Genomic DNA, 17,399 nt, shown 5'->3' with positions numbered 1-17,399 from the left:
GAATAAAATTGGCTGTTGTTTGGCTTTAGCTTAATTCTAGCCTTGCCAACAGCCTATTGTGGTTCGTACTTCGCGATTTATTCCTCGTCTGGCTTTAGCCAACCTTGAGCCAGAGCTTGGTATCCAATAAGTTTGTATGCTAATTTGGCGGCGGTAAATTCTGAGACTACAGAATCTACAATAGGTGCTAATTCCATAATGTCACACCCGATTACTTCGTAGGACTCGAAGATGCGGCGCAAAAATGCGGTGAGGGAATACCAATTTAACCCGCCCGGTTCGGGTGTTCCCACCCCTGGAATTAAAGTCGGATCGATGCCGTCTAAGTCGATCGTCAAAAAGACTCGCTTAGTTGTGATGCTGGCAATTGCCCGATCGGCCCAATCCGGTTGAGTAGCGATTTCGCGAGCTCGAATCACGTTTAGCTGTTTTGCTTTAATCAAGTCGGCTTCTTCCTTGCAGATAGCGCGAATCCCGATTTGCAGTGTCGGTAAGCCCATATCTACAATACGTCGCATCACGCAGGCGTGGTTGTGAATCGAGCCTTCGTATTCGTGCCGCAAGTCGCCGTGGGCATCGATTTGCACGACTGTGAAAGGTTCGTTTGGGTATGCTTGGCGATAACCTTCGACAACGCCGGCAGTGATGCTGTGTTCGCCTCCGAGGGAAATGACAAATTTATTTTCGGTAACTAGCTGGTGGACTGCGGCTTGGGTGACTTGGAGCATTTCTGAGGATGAAACCGGTTGCCTGTTGCGGGTATCGGCGATCGGCTCTTGTGTATAAATTCCGACATCGTAGCAAACTTCGGAATCCAATTCTTCGTCGTAGCACTCGAGTTGATGAGAAGCTTCTAGAAGTTTCGCCGGCCCGTTTTCGCACCCCCGGCGGTAAGTGGTGGTAGCTTCGTAGGGAATTGGTAAGATAACTACTTTGGCGGTGTCGTAGTCGGGTACAATTTCCGACCCCAGAAACGGTACGACAGCAGTGGAAATGATTGTTGGCATAAGGGAAATTTTAATACAGCAAAGAAGTCAGCAGGTTTAATCGTGACATAATATCGGCTCTAACTGCAAAGGAAGAAGGAAGAGGAATTAACCGCAGAGGGCGCAGAGGGCGCAGAGGGAGGAGGGAAGAGGGTTTGGGATTTATGTCCTAGCGGTTGCCTCGAATTGCGATACGGTTTGTAGTATTGACTTGAGTTCTTTGCAGCCTTGCATTCATCTAAAATCTAAAATCTAAAATCTAAAATCGCATGACATCTTCTACTCCCACTTCGTCAACTGCTGTTGTCCCTCAAACTTGGCTGTGGAAAGGCTTTCCGATTTGCTACCAGGCTGCGGGTTCCCAGGGGCCTGCTGTGGTGTTTGTCCACGGTTTTGGTGCGTCTTGGGGCCACTGGCGCAAGAATTTGCCGGCGCTGGCTGCTGATTGCCGCTGTTATGCGATCGACCTCATCGGTTTTGGCGGTTCTGCTAAACCCGCGCCCAAACTTGAGATTGACTATACTTTTGAAACTTGGGGACAGCTAATTGCTGATTTTTGTCGGGAAGTTGCGGGCGGACCGGCTTTTTTGGTGGGAAATTCGATCGGCTGCGTGGCAATTATGCAAGCGGCTGTTGATTTTCCCAACATTGCTTCTGGCGTAATTTTACTCAATTGTTCCTTGCGGTTGCTGCACGATCGCAAACGCGCCGAATTGCCTTGGTATCGCAGTTTTGGAGCGCCAATCGCACAAAAAGTTTTAAATATCAAGTGGATAAGTCAACTATTTTTTAAACAATTAGCAACGCCAAAAACAGTAAAAAAAGTGCTTTTGCAAGCATATCGCCGTCCCGAAGCTGTCAGCGACGAACTGGTAAATATGCTGCTGAAACCTGCCAAAGACAGCGGCGCAGTCGAAGTATTTGTAGCATTTATCAGTTATTCTCAAGGTCCGCTACCGGAGGATTTGTTGCCGCGTTTGAGCTGTCCGGCTTTGATTTTGTGGGGGACAGATGACCCTTGGGAGCCGATCGCATTGGGCCGAGAATTGGCAAAGTTTCCGGCTGTTGAAAAGTTTATTCCTTTGGAGGGAGTGGGGCACTGCCCGCAAGATGAAGCGCCGGAATTGGTCAATCCTATTTTACTCGATTGGATTAAAGAGCGATCGGTAATTGCAGAAAATTAGGGCTTTTACTTATTTCCGACAGGAATAATTGGTTTGATTGAAACGCTTCGACGTGCGTTAGCGAAGCGGCGCGTAAGCGCTCTTATCACAAAGGAAGAAGTAGGAAGAAGAAATTAGGACACGGCAGTGCCGTGTCCTCGGTATCATAAGGATTGCAGCCGGAATCGATATTACACAAACAGGAAACTATCAGGAGTAAAGCCCCCTTGAATTACAGCAATTTGGTCAGATGTACCAGCCAAATTGATGGAGTTACCAACAATATTGTAGTCAGAGAGACTCCCGCGTAACTGAATGCGATCGATTCCCTGTTGGAAATCCTGAATCAGTGCAACTCCTGTTCCCTGATAGTAGCTAATTGCCGCATCACCGAGAACAAAAATATCTCTACCCCGACCCCCAATCAGCACATCCGTATCATTGCTTCCCGGTGTAGCACTCAATGGATTTACTCCAATCAGGGTATCATTGCCGCGCAAACCAGAGAGTGTATCGTTACCATCTCCTCCTACTAAAGAATTGTTTAGGATGTTTCCGGTAAGGACATCTACATTCGGAGTTCCTGTGACATTAACGAAATTCTCTACAGTAAAATTCAGAGTGCCGATACCGGGTAAATTGTTAACCGCCAAACGATTCTGCGACAAATCCACATTAATAGAAGCTGTGCCGCTACCTGTAGAAGCATCGATGGTATTAATCTGCCCTAAAGGAGCAATTATTTGTTCTATATTTTGCATGGTATCTGTACCGGCTGCGCCTTTATCTACAATACCTTTAGCCTCAATGGTAATGCCGCTGCCGAGGGAATGATAGCTAATTGTATCCGTGCCTGCTCCTCCAGTTATGGTATCTGTGCCGCTACTGCCTAGGATAAAGTTATCTAAACTATCTCCGGTAATATTGTCGTTTCCTCCTGTGGTGCTAATACTGTTAGCTGGGGGAGGGGGTGGAGTTTGGTTTTGGGGAGGTAAAGCAGAATTCGTAAGTTGTGCTTCCTGATTTTGAGAAGGAGGATTGCCACCCGGTGCGCCTTGATTTTGGGGAGGAGGATTGCCAGGTGCGCCTTGGTTTTGAGGAGGAATATTGCCGATTTCGCCCTGGTTTTGAGGAGGAATATTGCCGATTTCGCCCTGGTTTTGAGGAGGAATATTGCCAGGTGCGCCTTGGTTTTGAGGAGGTTGGTTGCCCGCTGCGCCTTGATTTTGAGGGGGATTGCCCAATGCGCCTTGGTTTTCGGGAGGATTGGCAGGTGCGCCTTGGTTTTGCGGAGGTTGATTGCCCGCTGCGCCTTGGTTTTGAGGAGGTGGATTGCCCAGTGCGCCTTGGTTTTGGGGAGGTTGGTTGCCCGCTGCGCCTTCATTTTGGGGAGGTTGGTTGCCCGCTGCGCCTTGGTTTTGGGGAGGTTGGTTGCCCGCTGCGCCTTGGTTTTGGGGAGGTTGGTTGCCCGCTGCGCCTTGATTTTGGGGAGGTTGGTTGCCCGCTGCGCCCTGATTTTGCCCTGGAGGATTGCCCGGTGCGCCTTGGTTTTCGGGAGGATTGCCCGCTGCGCCTTGATTTTGGGGAGGTTGGTTGCCCGCTGCGCCTTGATTTTGAGGAGGTTGGTTGCCCGGTGCGCCTTGATTTTGAGGAGGTTGGTTGCCCGCTGCGCCTTGATTTTGGGGAGGATTGCCCGGTGCATTAATTGAATTAGGAAATAGTGCTGGCATGATGTAATTACCTGGATTAATTTTCTAAGTTTGAAGCAGTTGTCAGGCTAAAGAAATGAATTATCGATCTGCCTTTGAGTTAGTCTCTACAATCATTAAGCTGGTGGAATATGACATTTATTCCTGTCCTAGGATTACAGTTTTGTAATGTGAAGAAATTAGCGTTGTTCCGAATTTTGAGGTACATTACGATCGCCGGGTGGACGCGGCGGAATGCCCAGAATTTTAATCAACTCTGCTTCGGTGACTCCCAACTTTTTCGCTGCACCGGGAATATCTAAACGAGGACGGGGCGGTGGGCTGGACGGGCGATTATTTTCGCTTGGTGGTTCCGGGGGTTTGGCGGGTAGGCCCAAAGCTTCGATTAACTCCGCTTCGGTGACTCCTAATTGTTTGGCTGCCGCGGCAAAATCTATACGGGGCGGGCGTCTGCGCTCTTGACTGGGTTCTGGTTGGCTCTGGGCTAGTACAGTATTAGAATTAGCTGTAGTTCGATCGGGAAAAGTCAAGCTGCTAAATCCCAGCAGCAAGGCTGTAGCAGGTAACGCAAGTAGTGAAGTAATTTTCATGATAGTTACGATCGCCGACCTAAAAATGTTGATAACTACATCAAATTCCCCAAACATTACCTGCAACAGTGCGGATGGATTACAGTTTTGTAATTTAAGTAATTCCCTGATGGCCGTATAATCGCAACCGGATAGGTAAATCTATGAATGTTCTCTACGTTGAAGATGAAGAAAAAATCGCCAATTTTGTTTGTATGGGCTTGAAAGAACAAGGCTTTGTTGTGGATTATTGCGATAATGGCAATGATGGCTATGGGCGGGCGATGGATAATGAGTACGATGCGATCGTGCTTGATATTGTATTGCCGGGAAAAGATGGATTATCTATTCTCAAACATCTGCGAAAGGCGGGACGCAACGTACCCGTGATTTTATTAACTGCTCGCAATGAACTGGACGATCGCATTGAAGGGTTACATCTTGGTGCTGATGACTATTTAGCTAAACCGTTTTTTGTGGAGGAGTTAGTGGCTCGGATTTATGCTGTAGTGCGACGGGCTTCAGGCGGTGGGCAAAATATTCTGAGCGTTGGCCCTGTTAAGCTCGATCGCATTCTCCGAGAAGTTACTTGCGATCGCCATGCGGTAGAACTTACAAGCCGCGAGTTTAATCTGTTGGAATATCTAATGCGATCGCCCGGTAGGGTACTCACCCGCACACAAATCCTCGAACATATCTGGGGTTATGATTTTAATCCGAATACGAATGTAGTAGATGTATGTATTCAACGCATTCGCAAGAAAATTGAACCGATTGGCGGTACAGGATGGGTTGAGAGTGTGCGCGGCGTTGGCTATCGGTTTCGCAAACCAGATTCACCATCATGAAACTCCAATCTTTCCGCTTTCGCATTGCTCTATCATCTTCTGTTCTTGCAAGTATTGCTCTGATTGGCTTTGGAGTTGTTTCCTGGTGGTTGATTTACGATGCTAAAGTCAAGCGTCTTGATGCTGGAATAGAAACTCAATTAATCCACGCTACCCGCCCGCGATCGCCCGAATGGGATGCTTATACTGATTCTTTGCCATTACTTTTGGGCATGAATGGAGAAACAACTGTGGCTTTGCTAGTGGCTCAAAGAGATGGTAATTTAATCTACAAATCGAGCCAGTGGCAAGATGGACTTGATGCGAATTCTATCTGGCAATCGTTGCCACTACACCCTGGTAATCCTGACATAATAGATTTTGAATCAGAACCTCCCCCCCGACAAAATCCACTAGATCCACCACCTCCGGATCGCCTCAATTTATTTCCACCGCCCGAAAGCAGACCCCCATTCAATCGACCTCCACACGATGGACCTCCACACGATCGACCTCCACACGATCGGCCCCCACACGATCGACCTCGACAGGATAGACCCCCATTTGATAGGCCGCCATTCGATTCACTTCATCCTCCTCAAGTGCCCAAAGCTAAGCTAGCAACCCAGCATACTAGGACTGCAATTTGGCGTGTTGGCGCGATTAATTCTCCTTATAATCAAGCAGCCATCGCTGTTAACTTACAAGCGATCGATCGGGAAATGGCATCGATTCGCAATATCTTTCTAATTTCTATTCCCGTAGTGCTTTTACTCGTAGCGGGTGGAGCCTGGGTTATATCGCGGAGTATTCTCTATCCTATTGAGCGACTCACGATGGCAATTCGCAATGTTACCGTGCAGGGGCTAGATCGGCGCGTCCCTGACGGAGCAACCGATATAGAGTTTGTAGAATTAATTTTTGTGTTCAATCAGATGTTAGAACGTCTGGAACGAAGTTTTAAACAAGCTTCTCGTTTTAGTGGAGATGCTGCCCACGAATTAAAGACTCCGCTGGCAATTTTGCAAGGTCAACTAGAACGGGCTTTGCATCAAGTTGAATCTGGTTCTGAGGTGCAGCAGACGCTGAGTAATTTATTGGATGAAGTGCGCCGTTTGAGTGAAATAACCCGTAAACTTCTCTTACTTTCTCACGCCGATGCCGGACGTATGGGTTTACATTTGGTTAAGGTGAATATGTCGGATTTGCTATCGGAAATTGCCGAAGATATGGAACTACTAGCACCGCACTTAGATGTACAAATGGCAATTGCTCCCAATTTATATATCAAGGGCGATCGCGATTTGCTGGTGCAGGTTTTGCAAAATCTGGTTGGTAATGCGATTAAATATAATTTACCGAAGGGTTGGCTCAGGTTACAGGCTCACTGTCAGGGAAAAAGAGTAATTGTCAAAATTGTCAATAGTTCTCAGGATATTTCTTTGAGCGAGCGCGATCGCATTTTCGAGCGCTTCCATCGGGGTGACTCCACTCAGATCCAAAAAATAGAAGGCTCGGGATTGGGGCTAAGTTTAGCAAGGGAAATTGCACGGGCCCACGGCGGCGATATCAAACTAGATGCTGCAATACTTGGTCAAACAGGGTTTATACTGAGCTTACCTGTGGGCGATCGCGATTAACCTTATAGCAGTGAAGCAGGACGAGTTCTGTTTGCTAAAACTTTGGCTAATTCTAACTTTAAAGTTAACGGTGCGACTGGGGAAGTTAAGTTTTTGCTCAGTGGCGATCGCCACAGCAATGTAATTCTTTTGCAAGTTGTACCAGACACTCAATCCGATACAGGTTAAGATTTTATGCCAGTCATATCAAGTCCGGTTAAATAGATATGGCTTACCCAAGCAATCTTTGATATTGAACCAAAAATCATATATTAGAGTAGTAAAAATGTTCTATCCAACTGCGATCGCCTCATGTCCCTAAAGGCTCATACCAACTTCCTCGCAGCATTCGAGCCCAATCAAGTCTACGAATCGCTCACAGAGGGTCGCATAACCAGTGATGTTGTTCAGGCGGGTGACTTAGTTTTACCTTCAGGGCGTATTATTGCTTGCGACCCCGGTTGGCTGTGGTGCAAAGACGTTGACCCGTTTACCAGAACCGTTCCACCAGGGCGCTATCCTGTGTTGCTAAGTGTGGTTGACAGTTGGCGCACTACCTGTGCGATGGTTAAGTTTTGCTCTGAATCCCCTGTCCGTTGGGAGATGGCTCTGCGTCCAGGTGAGGATTTGGCCGAGTTAAGAGGGAATCAGTTTTTTGGGTATGGTGTTGATGCGGGAATGGGGTGTTTTGTCGATGCTCAGGTAGTTGAGCGGCGTTCTGATGAAGAATTGCAGGATCTAGTCGATCGTGCCATTGAACAAAGCTGGCAATTGCATAACTGGCTAGCAGATCAGGATCTGGTAACTCAATTGACCTACCGATCTCAGCAAATTGTGGATCGGAGTGGCTTCAATCTCACCCTAGACCCCGATAATCGGGCCACTTTCAATCTTACCCTAGACCCTGATACTGGGGGCAATGCGATCGCATTTGGAAGTGGATACGGGGATGGTAGCTATGCCAGTTATTGGGGGTTCACAGCCAATGATGAACTGGCTTGTTTGGTCACTGATTTCCGGGTACTGCTCGATCACATCACGGAAAATATCGAGATTGAAGTTACAAGCTTCCTAGAAAAATCCATAGAGCATCGTGACTTGGAGCGGCTTGAGATGGCTATAAGACTCAGCGTTAATCGCCCAAGTTGGGTTCAGCTTAGTGATGATTTCCTCAACGATCAACCCAGCAACCCAGATTGCATACTGGTTTTGGAAGGACAGGGGCGCCAGCCCTGGAGCGTCAATTTAGAGCCGGGCGGTCGATTTTCCGGCTGTCCTATGATGATGGTTTCAGAATGGATAGAAGAGGATAGGTGGTACAGAGAATATTGGTTCAATGAGCCGTTGCAAGCCAATGCAGTATTGAAGATCGCACTTAATTCTGAGGTTTATCCACTTCAACCTGTGACAACAAATGCGTGATTGTACCCAGAATCAATGACTTCCCCAATTTCTCCCGATCGCCGTTTTTTAAAATATCGAATTGCCCTGGTCATCAGTATAATCGTGATTATCCCTTTAGGTTACGTAGTGAGATTTTCTCGCGGCCCTGCACCGGAATGGTTCAACGACTCTTTTGGGAGCATAGCTTATGAGGTATTTTGGATTTTGGTGGTTGTTCTGATATTGCCGCGATTTTCGCAAATTAGGGCGGCTGTAGCTGTGTGTCTAGCTACCTGCGGAGTAGAGTTTCTGCAACTCTGGACACCTGCGTTTTTACAAGCAATGCGAGCTACTTTACCCGGAAGGCTGATTTTGGGAAATCACTTTAGTTGGTCAGATTTTATCTCTTATTTTGTGGGGAGTTTTTTAGGTTGGTTGTGGGTGCGATGGCTTCATTCCACTTGTTTCCGCTTGTAAGTTGTACTGCATTTAAATTGTATATTTCGATGACCAGAGCCAAAATCGTCAAATCCTCTCCCCATCAGCTCGTCTAACACCATAGACCATCTAGATGCACAAAAGCTTAATGATATGGTTGCGATTATTTTCACTCAATTCTAAGCGATCGGGTTAACTTAGAATTGAGAGTTTTTAGGAGTTGAAGTGGGAGCTATATTTCCGCGATCTCGCCATAGCAACAACGGAATGCTTAACGTTCCTAAAATCATTACAACTACAGTCAGAATCCCAACTAGCACACGATTTGGGCGATAATCACCTCGCTCAATTTGCCAGAATACTCGATTATAACGCCATGCTGCTAAGGCAATCACCGCAATCCCCAAAACTACCAGACTCAGCCCTAAAGTTTCTGAGTTGAAGAAGGGAGGGGAGGAAACTTCTTGCTGAGTCACTGTAGCTTGAAATTGGCGGAGAAATAAACTGAACCGACTGATCGCAAACCCAAAACCAATTAAAGCGAGTGAAGTTCGTAGCCAGGCAAGAAACGTGCGTTCATTAGCCTGATGTTCCCGCTGTCGGTCTATTTTAGCACCCTTGTTCATCAACCCTACCTTTATAAAATATCTTAAGCTTTCCCTCGTTGATTATTGTTTCAGTTCAGATTGTGGAGGGAAGTATCGGTATTGCGATTGCGATCCATCATCACCAAAAAAGATAGTATCAGTAAATCGACAAAAAAGCGATCGCCTCCATCTCTACCAACAGAAAATAAGAGGACACAGCATTGCTGTGTCCCTACAAATAGCCCAGTTATAATCCAGTTTAAAAAGACTTAGCCGCACCGCCGGACTGAGCCTTTTTCTCCAACCAATCCTTACCCAATCTAATTGTCACGTCGGACTGCAAAGAACCGGTACTCTCAACCAGCACATCTCCAAAACCCAAAAACTGGCGAATCGCTTGAGCACCTTTAATATCGCCCTGTTGAGCTATTAGAGTAGTTACCTCCAGCGGTTCGGGCCAAGCTTTATAAACCTGAACATTCCGATAACCGGCTTGAGTCAAATTATTGACAAAAGCTTCAACAGCCGATGGATCTCCGGTAGCATCTTGAATCGCCACCTTCAGAAAAGTTGAATCAGCATTCTCAATTTGCCAAGTATTTTGGCCGAAGTCAAAATGTTCTGCCACCAGAGTTTCGATGGCATATTGGTCTGGCAACCAAAAACTTGACTTGTAGTCCTTAGAATCGCTAAATTTACCGGGAACCATCAACATCTGCACGCCAGCGCGATCGGTGTGAGTAGCAAAACCAGCTAAAGCTACCAATTCTTCTATACTCAAATTCGTGTCAAGGTGAGATTGAATCACCGATAAAATCTTCGGTAGTCGAGACAGCAAACCTACATTTACTTCCTGTTCCACAAAAGCCCGCATCAACAATTGTTGGCGCTGTACCCGCCCGATGTCGCCCAAATCGTCGTGCCGGTAAAGCAAATATTGGACGATTTGTTCGCCGTTTAGTTTCTGCTTGCCCGCCTTTAAATCTATATATAAATGCTGGCTTTCATCGGTATACTTCATGTCTTTAGGGACATTAATAGTAATGCCACCAAGTGCATCGACCAAACTTTTTATGCCTTGAATATTGACTGTGACATAGCGGTCAATTCCCACGCCGCCCAAGAGTCCGCTGACTGCCTTCGCTGACGAAGCTGGGCCCCCGTAGTAATTAGCTTCGTTGATTTTCACCTCGCCCCTGCCTTCAACATAGGTGCGGGTGTCTCGCGGAATGGAAAGCACACTTAACTTTTTATTTTGAGGGTCAAACCTAACCAACAGCATGGTATCGGTTAAGCCCTTAAAGGAGTTTTCCCAAACTTCGTATCCGACATTTTTGTTGACACTTCCTTCGATGTCAGAGGTCAGAACTTTAAGTCCTAAAACTAAAATATTAACTGGCCGAGTCAGCTCCGGCATCTTCATGTTGAGCTTTGCCATGTCGCCTTGAGAAAATACTGCTGCTTCTTCAGGGCTCAACTTTTGTTGCTGAAGCGGCGTTGTGGAAAGGGAGACGGCTAGCAACGCTCCGGCTGTGGCTGAGAGCATGGCTACTCCAGCTAAACCAAAACCAAAACCCAGCCAGCGGCCTCGATGGGGCTGGGAAGCTTTTTTGGTGGCAGGTTGAGCTGTTGATTGTTGGATAGGGTCTTGATTAGGAATTTTTTGAGCTGGCACTGGCTTCCTCACACACAACAAAAATAAAAAAGATAATGGCAATATGTAGTATCAAGCTGAAGACGCAATCAATCAATAGGGTAGGGGCTGAAAATAACCCTAAATTATGATAAATGTTTGCCTACTACTTGCTCGGCTACGCGACTAATTCCGGGCAACCATAGCGGTTGACGCTTCCAGAGGCGAACCATGAGTCCCAGAGCAACGATGAAATAGCTGGTTGTTAGCAGGCTACTCATTAATAACATGGGAAGTGTCGGAGATTCCGCAGAAATCGCTCCAGCTTCTAAAAGAATATGTCCTAAGAGCCAACTAAAAGCAAGGGCAATTGCCAAGCGGCTGATGGCTTTGCGTTCGGGACTACCCTGACGGCGGTAAAGAGTCCACAGGGCGGGGAAAAAGCCTATGACTGGGATCATTAATACAAACAGACTGGCACGATCGAGTTCAGGATTTTCTAAGGGATCTGTTTTTTTCATAATTCGGTACTCAAAATTTGCAGAAGGTCAGATTTGGCACACAAGTTATTTGTTAGAGGGAAAATTTATATCCTAAACCAAAATTCGGATAGCAGGGCTGGTGCGATCGCCAAACTTGTCTGTCAGAGGCAAAATTTTTCTGCCCTCCCAATCTCGCGACCGATAGTTGGCAACTTTTCGACCCGGAGACCCGTATTTTGATAAACTGGATACAGCACAGCAGTCAGGAGAACAGACTTAGCCATGACCAAATCCCAAAAACCCATCGTTATTGCTCCATCCATATTATCAGCCGATTTTAGCCGTCTTGGAGAAGAGATTCAGGCTGTCGATCGAGCTGGGGCTGACTGGATTCACGTAGATGTGATGGACGGTCGCTTTGTTCCTAATATTACTATCGGGCCGCTGATTGTTGAAGCAATTCGCCCTGTTACTACGAAGGTAATCGATGTCCACTTGATGATTGTGGAGCCGGAGAAGTACGTCGAGGACTTCGCTAAGGCTGGTGCTGACATTATTTCGGTTCACGCCGAACATAATGCTTCGCCTCACTTGCACCGCACCCTCGGCCAAATTCGGGAATTGGGCAAGCAAGCTGGTGTAGTTCTTAATCCTTCGACGCCGCTGGAGTTGATCGAGTACGTGCTGGAACTTTGCGATTTGGTGCTGATTATGAGCGTCAATCCGGGCTTTGGTGGTCAAAGTTTTATCCCGGCTGTTTTGCCGAAAATTCGCCAGTTGCGTAAAATGTGCGACGACAAGGGCCTCGATCCTTGGATTGAGGTAGATGGCGGTTTGAAGGGAAACAATACTTGGCAGGTTCTGGAAGCGGGCGCAAATGCGATCGTCGCTGGTTCTGCTGTGTTTAAGGCCAATGATTACGCAGCGGCGATCGAGGGTATCCGCCACAGCAAGCGTCCGACTCCTGAGTTGGCTGCCGTTTAATCAAAAATTCGATCGTGTCCGGCGAATTACCGATAATCAAAGTGGTTTGTAGTGATGACTTTAGTCCTTATTGGCTCAAAGATTTAAGAAAGGACTGAACTTCACTACAAACTTATGATGGTTAGATCACCGGACTTAATAAGTAAGCTCATCTAGTTCAGAGAAAATTAAATTTTGAAAAAGGCGATCGTATATTTTGACTCATATCAAGTCCGATGCAAGATGCAATCGGACTTGATATCATTTGGTTGAACTACTTACAGGATTGCAAAATCTGCAACATTAATCAGCCCTGTTGACACATTCCTGAGAGTTGCTAACAGTTGACCGGAACTGGTAACTCGGATCGAAGTAGAATTATTTTCTAAAGTAATGCTCAGTTGCGAGAAACTTAAACCGCCTGTCAAGCCGATCGCATCGCGACCATCTTGAAAGTCTAAAATAGTCTCGCGGCCGAAGTCGATACCTAAGATAAAGCGATCGTCCCCAGTACCTCCAATCAAAGTATCATTCCCCTCATCTCCAAATAACCAATCGTCCCCAGCACTACCCAGTAAACTGTCTTCATCCTTGCCGCCATAAATAGTATCGTTTCCAGCATCACCGTTGACGGTACCCTGACCTTCATTGCCAAACAACAAATCGTTGCCCAAACCACCACACATCTGGTCTTGATTGCCAGCGGAGCCGATCGCCAAAGGCCTGCCAATATCCCCGTACATAGTATCTTCTCCGTCGCCACCACAGAGAGTATCGCTGCCCTCATCCCCAAACAGCACGTCGTTGCCCAAGTCTCCTACGGCCAAATCATCGCCCTTGCCACCACGCACTGTATCGTTTCCATTACCGCCAGAAAGGGAATCTTCGGCTGCTTGCCCGTTCAGGTAATCATCGCCACTGAGGCCAAATAGCAAATCGCGACCTGTAGAATCGATGTCTAAAGGGTTAAGAGTACCACCGTATAAGGTGTCGTTACCCTCATCGCCAATTAAAGTATCGCTCTGTTTGTCTCCAAAAATTATGTCGTCCTCTTTGCCACCGTAAGCAACATCTTCGTTCTCGCCCCCAAAAATTAAATCATCTTTAGCACCCCCGTTGAGGTAATCATCGCCCTCATTGCCAAACAGCACGTCGCTATCTTTGGCAGAGGGAAGAATGGCTATATTTTCTAGATCTATGCTGAGGTAAGATCCGCCATAAATATTGTCATTGCCAGTGAAGCCAAACTCCAAGTCGTTACCATTTAAGCCGTTGATTTTGTCATTGGTAATCGAACCCTCCAGAATGTCGTCGCTTTCTGTACCGTTGGTGGTGCTATTTGTTTGATTGAGGCCGCGAATAGCAGTCTGGCTGGGAAAGGTTATCTGCTTGCAAATGCAATCTTCGTCTTGCGTTTCTGGCGTTGGCGTCGGAGTTTCCGTTGGAGTCGGAGTCGGAGTCGGAGTCGGAGTCGGAGTCGGAGTCGGAGTCGGAGTTTCCGTTGGAGTTGGAGTTTCCGTTGGAGTTGGAGTCGGAGTCGGAGTCGGAGTTTCCGTTGGAGTCGGAGTCGGAGTCGGAGTCGGAGTTTCCGTTGGAGTTGGAGTCGGAGTCGGAGTCGGAGTTTCCGTTGGAGTCGGAGTCGGAGTCGGAGTTGGAGTTTCCGTTGGAGTTGGCGTCGGAGTCGGAGTCGGAGTCGGAGTTGGAGTCGGAGTCGGAGTCGGAGTTTCCGTTGGAGTTGGAGTCGGAGTTGGCGTCGGAGTCGGAGTCGGAGTTTCCGTTGGAGTTTCCGTTGGAGTTGGAGTCGGAGTTGGAGTCGGAGTTGGAGTCGGAGTTTCCGTTGGAGTTGGAGTCGGTGTCGGTGTCGGAGTTTCCGTTGGAGTCGGAGTTGGCGTCGGCGTCGGCGTCGGTGTCGGCGTCGGAGTTTCCGTTGGAGTCGGAGTTGGCGTCGGCGTCGGCGTCGGTGTCGGAGTTGGTGACTCCAAGTCGTCATTTGCGATCGTACCTAGGCCCGTCGCTTTAGTAATAGTCGCATTGACAGCGGTGCTGAGGTTGACGTTAAATGTTTCGTCAGTTTCAAACTTAGAATCGCCGTTGACAGCAACAGTAATGGTTTTTGTCGTTTCCCCGGCATTGAAGGTGACGCTGCCTGTGGCCGCCGCGTAATCGCTATCAGCAGTGTTAGCATTACCGTCTGAGGTGGCGTAATTGACGGTGACGGGCAAGCTATAAGCTGCTGAGAGAGTGGCGGTAAAGGTGGCGCTAGCAGTACCCGTATTTCCCTCGGTAACAACTACATCATCGATCGAGATACTAGGGCTGTCATCATTGGCGATCGTAGCAGTGGCGGTGCTGGTGGTGACAGTCGAACTTTCCGGCGCTGCGGTCAAATTTGGGTTGCTGAGGGTGACGGTAATTGTCTCGTCAGGTTCAACTGCGGTTTCGCCCAAGATATCCACAGCAATAGTTTTAGTTGTTTCGTTGGCGGCAAAGGCGATCGTCCCTGTGGCGGTAGTAGCCCCGGCAGCATTGATATTATTGTAGTCTGCGCCGTTGCTCGCGCTACCAGCGATCGCATAATCTACTGTACTCGCTACCCCCGTGCCGCCGCTGCGAGTGACGGTGAAAGTGACGGGTTGAGTGCCGGAGTTGCCTTCAATTAAGGAACCTGTGGCTGGATTTGTGAGTGCGATCGCATAAGCAATCGAGTCATTGGCTGCAATAGTCACCGTAGCATTGCTGCTGGCCGGTGCGATCGCATAATTCCCATTTCCCAAATTCAATCGCAGCGTTTCTGCCAACTCCGGTATAGCGTCATCAACTGGAGTCAGAATCACATCCACAAAGCTTTGCCCGTTGGGAATAGTGACCGGAAAGGTACTGCCCAGATTGTAGTCAGCAGCAACAGCGGTGCTACTGCCATCAATGGCGAGATTCACCGTCAAATTACCGACTGTGCTATCACTGCGGCTGACACGGAAAGTGCCTGGATCGATAGGAGTTTCAGCGGCTGAATTATCCGGCGCGGTGATGCTAACAATCTGCTGTACTTCAAAAGCGCCGATGTCAACACTGCTGCCAGAAGGCCGAGTTAAGCCACGCTGATCCGTAGCAGGTGCGATCGCGCTGTTACCCGCATCGATCGCGGGACTACCTACATTCAGCGCGTGGGTTTGCGTAGGGCCACCGTTATTTGCCAGCGCTGCCAAATTCGGGTTAATGGGAGTGCCAGCAGTCCCTACTAGATCGCCATTAACACCGTTTGTAAAGCCAGCACCAGTACCGTTGCCAATTAAGTTATTGCCCTGACTCGTAAATGTGCCGTCTACATCGGGGTTTAACGGAGCCGTATTCCCAGCAATGATGGTGTTGCGGACATTTGCCGTCAAGGTATTGAAGATGCCCCCGCCTTGGTTTGTGGCACTATTGAGAGTAAGAGTGCTACTTCTGAGATCCAGCGTACCGCCATTTCTGATCGCGCCAAAGTTAGTTGCCGTGTTCGCAGAAAACGTGCTGTTGGTAATGGTTGCCACGCCGCTGTTGACAATGCCGCCGCCGTTTTGTGCGGCCTGATTGCCATTGAACGTGCTGCTGGTGACACTTAATGGCTGAGTTGTATCGTTTCTGATCGCACCGCCATCAGCCGCCGAAATGTTGTTAGTGAAAGTGCTGTCAGCAATGCTTAACAGTTCGCCCCCGCCTCTGTGGTAGATAGCGCCGCCACCGTCAGCGGTGTTTTGTGCACTATTACCAGTAAAGGTGCTGCCAGTAATGTTTACCCCACCGCCATCGATCAAGATGGCACCGCCACCTTGACTGTTCGCATTCGCTGTGTTTTCGATGAAAGAGCTGTCAACAATGGTGAGAATACCGCCACCGTGCCTGATCGCGCCACCACCGAAATTGTTGACTGTATTGGCAGTAAAGCTGGAACCGGTTATTGTCACTGGACCGCTGGTGTTGAAGAGGGCAGCGCCTCCTCCAGCGGTGTTGCTCAAAAAGTTAACGTTGGTGAGGTTCAGGGTAACGCCGAAGCCGTTATTAATCGCACCGCCGCCGCCACCTGTCAACGCGTTAGCAAAGGTGAGGTTAGAAATGCTAACAGGGCCGGTATTAGTGTTAAGTATCTGCACTAAGCTGTTACCGCTAACTGTCAAGTTAGCTGCAACAGGGCCGTTCAGACTGACGCTTTCATTAATAGTTGGCAGTGTCGTAGCGAGGGTAATTGTGCCCGTAATGCCAGTCAGGTCAATAATATCTGCGCCTGGAGTAGCATTGGCTTGGGTAATCGCATCTCGCAGCGATCCTAAGCCGGAGTCGTTGGTGCTGGTGACTCCAAAAGAAGCTAAAACGCGATCGTAACTTGCGATCGCCTCTTGGGTGAATGCTAAAGGTGTCTCAATCGAACCAATTGTTACTTCTAAATCCCAGTCACCGCCTAATGCAGCACTTCCTGTCAGGTTTTTGGAAGCGGCGATGTCTGCACCTGTGAGTTGATTGAGGCGTTGCAAGAACGATCGCCCGGCTATCGGTGGGGCAATTTCTGCCGCCACCTTGCAACCGTACAGGAGGATATCGGCGTTAGGGGCTAAGGCTTTTTTCCACTGCTGAAGTCGATCGCCATATTCGTCTAGGTTGTCAGAATTTAGCTGAATTGACCCCAGTTGCAAATTTCCAGGCCCGCCGTGAGAAACAATATGAACAGCGGAAATATCGGTGTGGCTAGCTAATAACTCTGTAATTTGCTCGACTCCATCCCCCGCCCGATCGAGGATAAATATCTCTTTCCTTGGTTCGGCGCTTGGTGCAAGGCTTTGATAATCTTCAACTGTTGGGTCAATGACAACTATTTGCGTAATTTTTTCCATGATCGATTTTCCTCGTAGATGCAAAGGAAATGGAGCTTAAAAGCGGCGATCGTCTTGCCAAAAAAATTCAAATTAGTATTGACAAATAATCATTTGAATCAACTAGCTAGGTTTGGGAAAGCTTGTAAAAGGCAAGATATAATGCTTAAGTGATAAGCAGCTTAGAGTCTTACTA

General features: G+C 48.0%; 14 protein-coding genes. 7 read left to right on the top strand and 7 right to left on the bottom strand.

The genetic code is table 11. The annotated features are described in order from the left end of the window. Positions 1-77: 77 nt before the first annotated feature. Positions 78-1,007 (bottom strand): agmatinase, encoded by a 930-nt coding sequence (speB, locus tag QUB25_RS01745; protein WP_333063361.1) that lies wholly within the window; start codon positions 1,005-1,007, stop codon positions 78-80. A 248-nt stretch (positions 1,008-1,255) separates the two neighbouring features. Here speB and QUB25_RS01740 point away from each other — a divergent pair, with 248 nt between their 5' ends. After that, entirely contained in the window at positions 1,256-2,170 is a 915-nt protein-coding gene (locus QUB25_RS01740; RefSeq protein ID WP_333181826.1) for an alpha/beta fold hydrolase, read from the top strand. Between the two features lie 170 nt (positions 2,171-2,340). Here QUB25_RS01740 and QUB25_RS01735 read toward each other — a convergent pair whose 3' ends face one another. Further along, positions 2,341-3,879 carry a M10 family metallopeptidase C-terminal domain-containing protein gene (locus tag QUB25_RS01735; RefSeq protein WP_333181825.1) on the bottom strand — a complete coding sequence of 513 codons (1,539 nt, stop codon included), beginning with the start codon at positions 3,877-3,879 and terminating at the stop codon, positions 2,341-2,343. Positions 3,880-4,037: 158 nt separating this feature from the next. Next, entirely contained in the window at positions 4,038-4,448 is a 411-nt protein-coding gene (locus QUB25_RS01730; RefSeq protein WP_333181824.1) for a hypothetical protein, read from the bottom strand. Between the two features lie 143 nt (positions 4,449-4,591). On the opposite strand from QUB25_RS01730, the gene QUB25_RS01725 reads away from it, so the two are divergent. The 5 genes from QUB25_RS01725 to QUB25_RS01705 all read left to right on the top strand — a co-directional run bounded on the left by QUB25_RS01725 (position 4,592) and on the right by QUB25_RS01705 (position 8,733). Then, entirely contained in the window at positions 4,592-5,275 is a 684-nt protein-coding gene (locus QUB25_RS01725; protein ID WP_333034626.1) for a response regulator transcription factor, read from the top strand. Then, positions 5,272-6,894, top strand: coding sequence for an ATP-binding protein (locus tag QUB25_RS01720; protein WP_333181823.1), 1,623 nt, complete (start codon positions 5,272-5,274; stop codon positions 6,892-6,894). The genes QUB25_RS01725 and QUB25_RS01720 overlap by 4 nt, the downstream gene beginning before the upstream one ends. Positions 6,895-6,936: 42 nt before the next feature. Then, positions 6,937-7,062, top strand: coding sequence for a hypothetical protein (locus tag QUB25_RS01715; RefSeq protein WP_333034622.1), 126 nt, complete (start codon positions 6,937-6,939; stop codon positions 7,060-7,062). Positions 7,063-7,185: 123 nt separating this feature from the next. After that, complete coding sequence (locus QUB25_RS01710) at positions 7,186-8,295, top strand: DUF4241 domain-containing protein (RefSeq protein WP_333181822.1); 1,110 nt, start codon at positions 7,186-7,188, stop codon at positions 8,293-8,295. Between the two features lie 15 nt (positions 8,296-8,310). Then, positions 8,311-8,733, top strand: a complete 423-nt coding sequence (locus QUB25_RS01705) for a DUF2809 domain-containing protein (protein WP_333181821.1) — start codon at positions 8,311-8,313, stop codon at positions 8,731-8,733. Between the two features lie 158 nt (positions 8,734-8,891). Here the strand turns inward: QUB25_RS01705 and QUB25_RS01700 are convergent, their stop codons facing one another. The 3 genes from QUB25_RS01700 to QUB25_RS01690 form a co-directional block, all read right to left on the bottom strand. Beyond that, positions 8,892-9,320, bottom strand: a complete 429-nt coding sequence (locus QUB25_RS01700) for a DUF202 domain-containing protein (protein WP_333034617.1) — start codon at positions 9,318-9,320, stop codon at positions 8,892-8,894. A gap of 220 nt (positions 9,321-9,540) precedes the next feature. Continuing rightward, complete coding sequence (locus QUB25_RS01695) at positions 9,541-10,956, bottom strand: LCP family protein (protein WP_333181820.1); 1,416 nt, start codon at positions 10,954-10,956, stop codon at positions 9,541-9,543. 104 nt (positions 10,957-11,060) lie between these two features. After that, positions 11,061-11,435, bottom strand: coding sequence for a hypothetical protein (locus QUB25_RS01690; protein ID WP_333063371.1), 375 nt, complete (start codon positions 11,433-11,435; stop codon positions 11,061-11,063). A 243-nt stretch (positions 11,436-11,678) separates the two neighbouring features. On the opposite strand from QUB25_RS01690, the gene rpe reads away from it, so the two are divergent. Next, a complete protein-coding gene (gene rpe / locus QUB25_RS01685; RefSeq protein WP_333181819.1) occupies positions 11,679-12,380 on the top strand; it encodes a ribulose-phosphate 3-epimerase in 702 nt (233 codons plus the stop codon). A gap of 257 nt (positions 12,381-12,637) precedes the next feature. On the opposite strand, the gene QUB25_RS01680 is transcribed toward rpe, so the two are convergent. After that, positions 12,638-17,224: a DUF4347 domain-containing protein gene (locus tag QUB25_RS01680; RefSeq protein WP_333181818.1), complete on the bottom strand. Its 4,587-nt coding sequence runs from the start codon at positions 17,222-17,224 to the stop codon at positions 12,638-12,640. Between the last annotated feature and the right edge of the window lie 175 nt (positions 17,225-17,399).

This window comes from Microcoleus sp. B3-D7 (assembly GCF_036705305.1).
GTDB lineage: Bacteria > Cyanobacteriota > Cyanobacteriia > Cyanobacteriales > Microcoleaceae > Microcoleus.
This window is presented reverse-complemented; position numbering and strand designations above follow the sequence as displayed.